Here is a 7,241-nt window from a genome sequence, read left to right as displayed (position 1 = left end):
GACCGAAGGCCCGCGCGTGCTGCAGGGCCCGGGTGAGAATGCCGGTGTCGTCGATATCGGCGACGGTCAGGCGGTCGTCTTCAAGATGGAAAGCCACAACCACCCGTCCTACATCGAGCCTTACCAGGGCGCGGCCACCGGTGTCGGCGGCATTCTGCGCGATGTCTTCACCATGGGTGCCCGTCCGGTGGCAGCCATGAACGCGCTGCGCTTCGGTGAGCCTGACCATTGGAAGACCCGCCACCTTGTGTCCGGTGTCGTGTCCGGCGTCGGCGGCTACGGCAACTCCTTCGGTGTGCCGACGGTCGGCGGCGAGGTTGAGTTCCATGCCCGCTACAACGGCAACTGCCTCGTCAACGCCTTTGCTGCCGGTCTTGCCAGGTCGGATGCCATTTTCCTTGCCAAGGCCGAAGGTGTCGGCCTTCCGGTCGTCTATCTCGGCGCAAAGACCGGCCGTGACGGCGTCGGCGGCGCCACCATGGCGTCTGCCGAATTCGACGACACCATCGAGGAAAAGCGCCCCACCGTTCAGGTCGGCGACCCGTTCACCGAAAAATGCCTGCTGGAAGCGTGCCTGGAGCTGATGGAGACCGGCGCAGTCATCGCTATCCAGGACATGGGTGCCGCGGGCCTGACCTGTTCAGCCGTTGAAATGGGTGCGAGCGGCGATCTCGGCATCGAACTGGATCTCGACAAGGTTCCGGTGCGCGAAGAGAACATGAGCGCCTACGAAATGATGCTGTCGGAGAGCCAGGAGCGCATGCTCATGGTGCTGCGTCCGGAAAAGGAACACGAAGCCGAAGCCATCTTCAGGAAGTGGGGCCTCGACTTCGCGATCGTCGGCAAGACCACCGACACGTTGCGCTTCGTGGTCAAGCATCAGGGCGATGTCGTGGCGGATCTGCCGATCAAGGAACTCGGCGATGAAGCTCCCGAATATGACCGTCCCTGGGTCGAACCGAAGAAACGCCCTGTTCTGACGGCAGGCGAAATCGAGGAACCGGCGGATTATGCCGAAGCCCTGACGACGCTTATCGGCAATGCCAACGGCTCCTCCCGCCGCTGGGTCTATGAGCAATACGACACGCTGATCCAGGGCAACTCGGCCGAAACGCCGGGCGGCGATGCAGGCGTCATCCGCGTCGAAGGCACCCGCAAGGGTCTCGCCTTCTCCGTTGATGTCACCCCGCGCTACTGCGAGGCCGATCCGTTCGAGGGCGGCAAGCAGGCCGTCGCCGAAGTCTGGCGGAACCTGACCGCCGTCGGCTCCGAGCCGCTGGCGGCCACCGACAACCTCAATTTCGGCAACCCGGAAAAGCCGGAGATCATGGGCCAGTTCGTCCATTGCATCAAAGGCATCGGCGAAGCCTGCCGCAAGCTCGACTTCCCGATCGTGTCTGGCAACGTCTCCCTTTACAACGAGACCCATGGCGAAGCGATTCTGCCGACCCCGGCCATCGGCGGCGTCGGCCTGCTGCCGGATGTTTCCGTACGCGCGAACACCGCCTTCAAGGCAGGGGGCGAAGCAATCCTACTCCTTGGTGGCAACGGCACGCACCTGGGGGCCTCGCAGTATCTCGCCGACATTCTCGGCCGCGAAGAAGGCGCACCGCCGCCGGTCGACCTGGACGCGGAAAAACGCCGCGGTACCCTGGTACGCCAACTCATCGGCGCGGCTCGCCTGACCGCGGTTCACGACATTTCCTCCGGCGGCCTGGGCGTCGCCCTTGCCGAAATGGCGATTGCCGGCGGCATCGGCGCCTCGGTCAAGATCGATGGCCCGGCACACGCGGCACTCTTCGGCGAGGACCAGGGCCGCTATGTGATCACCGTGGAGGCAGACAAGGTCGAAGCGGTACTGGAGGACATTCTGGACGCCGGTGTGGAGGTCCAGCAGATCGGCATGACGGGCGGTCAGGATTTGACTGTTGAGGGTGTTCTCACCATATCCGTTGCAAACTTGAAAAAAGCACATGAAGATTGGTTCCCGAAATACATGGCAACCGCCTAAGCGCTTGCCATTCAGGAATTTATGAACAAGGACGGACGCACGATGCCCATGAACGCGAATGAGATCGAAACCCTGATCAAGGAGGCCCTGCCCGATGCTCAGGTCGAGATCCGTGATCTGGCTGGAGACGGCGACCACTACGCAGCCAACGTCGTCTCCGAGTCTTTCCGGGGCAAGAGCCGCGTGCAGCAGCACCAGCTGGTCTATGAGGCCCTGAAGGGCAACATGGGCGGGACCCTGCACGCCCTGGCCCTTCAGACCAAGGCACCGGACTGACACGGCACCGATTGACAGATTGCCGCGGAACGCGCGCGCCCACTTGATTCTGCTGCCAGTCTCCGCCAGATAGGCGGCAACGAGACAAAGGACGAAAGACCATGAGCATCCAGGACTGGATCAAAAACGAAGTCGACAGCAACGACGTGGTGCTTTTCATGAAAGGCACGCCGAATTTCCCGCAGTGCGGTTTTTCCGGCCAGGTCGTTCAGATCCTCGATTATGTCGGCGCCCCCTACAAGGGCATCAACGTTCTGGAGGACGATGAGCTGCGCCAGGGCATCAAGGAATTCACCAACTGGCCGACCATCCCCCAGCTTTACGTCAAGGGCGAGTTCGTCGGCGGCTGCGACATCATCCGCGAGATGTTCCAGAATCAGGAACTGCAGGGTCTTTTCTCCGAAAAAGGCATCGAGACGACCCAGCAGAGCGCGTAACGCGCTTCAGTTGCCGAAGATCTTGCATCAGGGGACGGTTTTTCCGTCCCTTTTTGTTTGTGCGCCTCCATGTCCCGCGAAATCAGCACAGCTTCGGCTACTCACCCCATCAGTCCGGACAAGTGCAGGGCGAGCTGCGCGCAGAAACGGAAACGCGCTTTCCCCCTCGTCAAAACCGCCGAGTTTGAAAAGTTATCCAAAATTAACCCGAATCAAATCGGGCGAAATTGGGGCACGAACTCGGCAAAAAATGCCGAATCGCATAATCTGAACCTAAGGTGAATGCGGATTTCAGTGTGAGTACAGGTGTGTTCCGTCATTTTCCGACCATGCCGTAAGGCCCGGTCTGGTTCCGGGCCGGGAAATGGGACCGGGGACGATGAAGAAAATTGCCTTTGCCACCACCTCCACCTTCGCACTGGTTGTTGTCGCGATGAGCCTTGCCCTTTCGGGTGGCGCCAAGACGGACCGCGAACTGCGGCGGGTCGACTGCCAGGCCATCACCATGTTCACCCCGGCCCACAACAAAAGCGCCGAGGAGCTCTGTGCAAATTACGGCGGCGTTGCCCTGAAGGACGCCGAGCCGAGCACGGAAGGTCTGGTAATTCTGGTCCGCAACCAGCCGGTTGGCGGCTTCAAGGGGGAAAACGCCGTCCGCTGACGGGTCAATCCGTCAGGACCTCGATTGCATGGGCCTCCACGGAATGTCCCACATTATGCAGCTCCACACTGCCGAGCGGTGTTGACGGGAACTCCGCACATCGGGCGACCTCGCCGGAGGCAACGATCGTATCGCCCCTCACCTTGCCGTAGTCGCCGAGCCGGGCGGCAATATTCGCCGCACTCCCGATCACCGTGAAATCCAGCCGCTCGCGGGAGCCGACGTTGCCATAGGTGACCTCACCACACGCGATACCGATGGCACAGTAGAGCGGGACGCGGCCCTCACCGTCATCCGGTGTTTCCAGCCGCCGGACAATTTCGACGGCACTTGCAACGGCTTGGCGGCATGCGTTTTCGCGGCTTTCCCCCGCGGGAAAAATCGCCAGCACCGCATCGCCGATAAACTTCAGCACTTCCCCGCCATGCGCGTTGACGATGTCGGTCGTCACTTCGAAAAACCGGTTGAGTTCGGCAAGATAGGTCTCCCGGCCGAGCTCGGTTTCCAGCCGGGTGGAATGCCGCAAGTCACAGAACAGGATCGCCGCATCTATCTCGTCGCCGTCTCCGCGCCGTATGTCTCCCCCCAGGACCCGCGCCCCGGTCCGCTTGCCGAGATAGGTTTCCAGCAGCGACGTCGCGTTGGAGGTCAGCGCGAAGATCTCGAACAGGCGGCTGATCAGCGCGGAACATTCGAAAACCAGCCCCAGGTTGGCCGTCGTGAAGCCGTCCGGATGGTCGGACGCCAGGGTCAGGACGTTGATGCGGCCACTGGAAAACGGAAGAGGCATGGCGACATAGTCAGTCACGCCCTGCCGGCGCAGCTTTTCCATGACAGGAAAATTGAACTCGTCCGGATTGCTGTCCAGTTTCTGGCGAATCCCGCCGAGCCCGTCCGCCACATGCTGGAGCGGGCTCTCCCGGAAAGTCGGGCTTTCCAGGGCTTCGTAGGAAGGCGAACTGCTCTTCACCTCGTCGCCGTCGCGGGTCCAGACGATATGGCGCCCGGCGATCATCGGATGCAGCGACCAGATCAACACGCTGATCCGGCAAACGGCAATGCCGTCTTCAACGAGCCTGCGGCCGAGCGCGGCCGTCAACTCTTCCGGTGAAGTTGTCGTCCAGGCTTCCCGGAGCAGCCAGTCGACGGTCGGGCCGGTGATGTTCCCGGCCGGCGGCACATCAAGAGCAGCGCCCTTGAACTCGATCCCGGTCGCGACACCCGGCATGAAGGCGACATGACCGTTCACGGCCCTGCCTTCGGGCAGTGCGTTCAGGTAACGCCAGGCCCCGTCGCGCAGCAGGTCCTCTCCGACATGCACATGGGCATAGGACGCCGTGCCCTTGAAGGGACAAAACGTCCTGAAGTCCGGATCGGGCACCAGATCCGCCAGAACGTCCTCTTCCGGGAAATAGACCACCGGCGGCAGCCGGGTTTCATACATCACCCTCGCGCGGCTTGACCGGGCGAGCACAAAATCATCCCGCCATGCCGTCACTTCCCCGGCAAGCGGCTCCACCCGGATTCCGTAGTCATTGGAGGTTTGCTGGACACGCACGGTCATGCCCAAGAAATAGGAAACGGCCGGGAAACTGTCTAGCCGGATGGGCCGTTTCGTGGCCCCGATGAATGAGAAATTTCAGAAAGTTGATCCCCCGCCGGCCCCGGACGCGTCGCGTGGGAGTTGTTGCTTTTGACGTTGCGTCACGATGAAGTGACTGCCTATAGTGATGGCCGCGTCCCAGTCGAGGAGGTCTTATGGTTCGGTATTTTGCTGCTGCGTTAGGTCTGGTTGCCGCGGCTCTTTCGTCCAACGCCAATGCCGCAAATGTCGTGATCGGCGTTCCCGCATGGCCCTCCGCGCAAGTCACCGCCCATATCATCAAGGACACTCTCAAGGATCAGCTCGGCGTCGATGCCGAACTGAGCGAACGCGGAACCTTGACGATCCTGTCGGCCATCGGCAGGGGCGATATTCAGATCCATCCTGAAGTCTGGCTGCCCAATCTGTCCGCGACGGTGGAGAAGCTGGACGAGGCGAAGGTCCTGCGCCTCAGCCCGAACGGCGTCGCCGCCTCCCAGAATATCTGTGCCACACGCCAGACCGTGGAAGAAACCGGGATCAAGACAGTCGCCGATCTCGCCAACCCGGAAACAGCCGCGAAGTTCGACAGCGACGGCAACGGCAAGGGCGAAATCTGGATCGGCGCGCCGACCTGGTCTTCGACCGAGATAGAAAAGATCCGCGCGCATTCCTACGGCTACGACCAGACCATGAGCCTTCTGGAAATGCCGGAAGACGTTGCAATGGCGGCGGTCGACGCGGCCGCCTCCATCGGCCGGCCGATCGTCTTCTACTGCTACGGTCCGCACCACGTCTTCGAGTTGCATGACATCGTGAAGCTGGAAGAACCGCCTTATGACCCTGCCCGCTGGACAATCGTCAAGCGCGCCGACGACGCGGACTGGCTGGAGAAATCACAGGCTGACACGGCGTGGGACGCTTCGCATTTCCATATTGCCTACGCCGCTTCGCTTGAAACGGAATTGCCCAAGGTGGCATCTTTTCTTTCCGCCATCACCCTGCAGCCATCAGATGTCACCTCGATGAGCTACGCGGTCGAGGTGGACGGCAAACCGGTGGAAGTGGTTGCCAGGGAATGGATTGCCGGCAACACGGAGCGGATCGCGGAGTGGATGAAATGAGCGGCTTTTCCAAACGAATTCGAAGAGTGTTCAAATGGGCGCCCGCGCTGTTCGCGGTGACCGCCGCAGGGGCCGCACTGGCACAGGCCTTTTCGACTCAGATCTACGATCCAACCACCCGCAAATGGGTGAATTACACGCCGCAGACCGCGGTGCGCTATTACCGGGCCCATGGTCAGACGCCGGAGGAATTCCAGCGGCAGATGGTCAAGTTCCGGACGGCCGAAAAACCCGGCACCATCATCATCGATGGCGACCGGCATTTTCTCTATCTTGTCCAACCCAACTTCCAGGCAATCCGCTATGGCATCGGCGTCGGCCGCGAAGGCTTCGGCTGGGCCGGTATCGTGAAAATCGGGCGCAAGCAGGAATGGCCGGTCTGGACACCGCCCGCTGAAATGATCGAACGCGATCCGGAAGCCGCCAAATGGAAGAACGGCATGCCCGGCGGACCGGACAACCCGCTCGGAGCGCGTGCCATGTATCTTTACGAGGGCAACAAGGATTCCATCTACCGCATCCACGGCACCACCCAGCCCTGGTCGATCGGCCTCAACATTTCGTCCGGATGCATCCGCATGGTCAATGAAGACGTGATCGATCTCTACAGCCGCGTCGAGGTCGGCGCCAAGGTGATCGTGCTGATGCAAGGCGCCGCGCTCTACAAGGGTGTTTGAGGGAGCGCGCGAAGGGCTCAACCGGAGAGGAAGCGAATGTTGGGAACACGTGAAGACGCAACGAAGAAACTGACAGCTCTCATAGCGGCGGGGCTTTTCCTGATGCCTGTCGCCGGCTGCCAGTCCAGCGGTTCCACTTCAAGTGGTCCGACATCCCAGGTCGTGCGGTCTTCGGGTCAAACCGCCCCCACTGACCTGCAATTGCTCTGCGCCGCCAAGACTGCCGAGGAACTCAAGATCGAAGGCGGTAATGTCCTGCCTGTTAGCTCCATGCCGGCCGGAGGAACGGGCTATCAGGTCAATCTGACCTTCGAGGGCGGTCAGGCGACCTGCAACATCGACGACGAAGGCAATGTTCTGGCGATCACGCGGGTCTGACGGCGAAGACCTGCCCAAACAGCGCAAGGCATGGTCCGGTTGTGTTCGGGAGCGGCTCCGTTTCCGGACCAATTCTCTCCCGCGTTCGCCGGCAC

At 61.4% G+C, this 7,241-nt stretch carries 8 protein-coding genes; 7 read left to right on the top strand and 1 reads right to left on the bottom strand.

Translation table 11 applies throughout. The annotated features are described in order from the left end of the window. The 4 genes from purL to ACQY7U_RS13870 form a co-directional block, all read left to right on the top strand. Positions 1–2,011: phosphoribosylformylglycinamidine synthase subunit PurL (gene purL / locus ACQY7U_RS13885; protein WP_428645367.1), on the top strand; the 2,011-nt coding region annotated here is incomplete at its 5' end. Between the two features lie 42 nt (positions 2,012–2,053). Further along, complete coding sequence (locus tag ACQY7U_RS13880; protein ID WP_428645371.1) at positions 2,054–2,287, top strand: BolA family protein; 234 nt, start codon at positions 2,054–2,056, stop codon at positions 2,285–2,287. A 101-nt stretch (positions 2,288–2,388) separates the two neighbouring features. After that, the gene (gene grxD, locus ACQY7U_RS13875; RefSeq protein WP_428645365.1) at positions 2,389–2,724 is read left to right on the top strand and encodes a Grx4 family monothiol glutaredoxin; all 336 of its coding nucleotides are present in this window, start codon (positions 2,389–2,391) and stop codon (positions 2,722–2,724) included. Positions 2,725–3,103: 379 nt separating this feature from the next. Further along, positions 3,104–3,385, top strand: coding sequence for an antitermination protein (locus ACQY7U_RS13870; RefSeq protein WP_428645363.1), 282 nt, complete (start codon positions 3,104–3,106; stop codon positions 3,383–3,385). A 4-nt stretch (positions 3,386–3,389) separates the two neighbouring features. Here the strand turns inward: ACQY7U_RS13870 and ACQY7U_RS13865 are convergent, their stop codons facing one another. Continuing rightward, on the bottom strand, positions 3,390–4,949 hold the full coding sequence (locus ACQY7U_RS13865; protein WP_428645361.1) for a DUF427 domain-containing protein: 1,560 nt from the start codon (positions 4,947–4,949) through the stop codon (positions 3,390–3,392). 194 nt (positions 4,950–5,143) lie between these two features. Between ACQY7U_RS13865 and ACQY7U_RS13860 the strand changes: the two genes are divergently transcribed. The 3 genes from ACQY7U_RS13860 to ACQY7U_RS13850 are packed head-to-tail and all read left to right on the top strand — an operon-like array spanning position 5,144 to position 7,146. Next, on the top strand, positions 5,144–6,091 hold the full coding sequence (locus ACQY7U_RS13860; RefSeq protein ID WP_428645359.1) for a glycine betaine ABC transporter substrate-binding protein: 948 nt from the start codon (positions 5,144–5,146) through the stop codon (positions 6,089–6,091). After that, positions 6,088–6,768 carry a L,D-transpeptidase gene (locus ACQY7U_RS13855; RefSeq protein ID WP_428645357.1) on the top strand — a complete coding sequence of 227 codons (681 nt, stop codon included), beginning with the start codon at positions 6,088–6,090 and terminating at the stop codon, positions 6,766–6,768. The genes ACQY7U_RS13860 and ACQY7U_RS13855 overlap by 4 nt, the downstream gene beginning before the upstream one ends. A 36-nt stretch (positions 6,769–6,804) precedes the next feature. Next, the gene (locus ACQY7U_RS13850) at positions 6,805–7,146 is read left to right on the top strand and encodes a hypothetical protein (RefSeq protein WP_428645355.1); all 342 of its coding nucleotides are present in this window, start codon (positions 6,805–6,807) and stop codon (positions 7,144–7,146) included. Positions 7,147–7,241: the final 95 nt, after the last annotated feature.

The organism is Roseibium sp., assembly GCF_050301095.1.
In the GTDB taxonomy this organism is placed as follows: Bacteria; Pseudomonadota; Alphaproteobacteria; order Rhizobiales; family Stappiaceae; genus Roseibium.
Note: the sequence above shows the minus strand (reverse complement) of the source record. Positions and strands in the feature narration are given on the sequence as shown.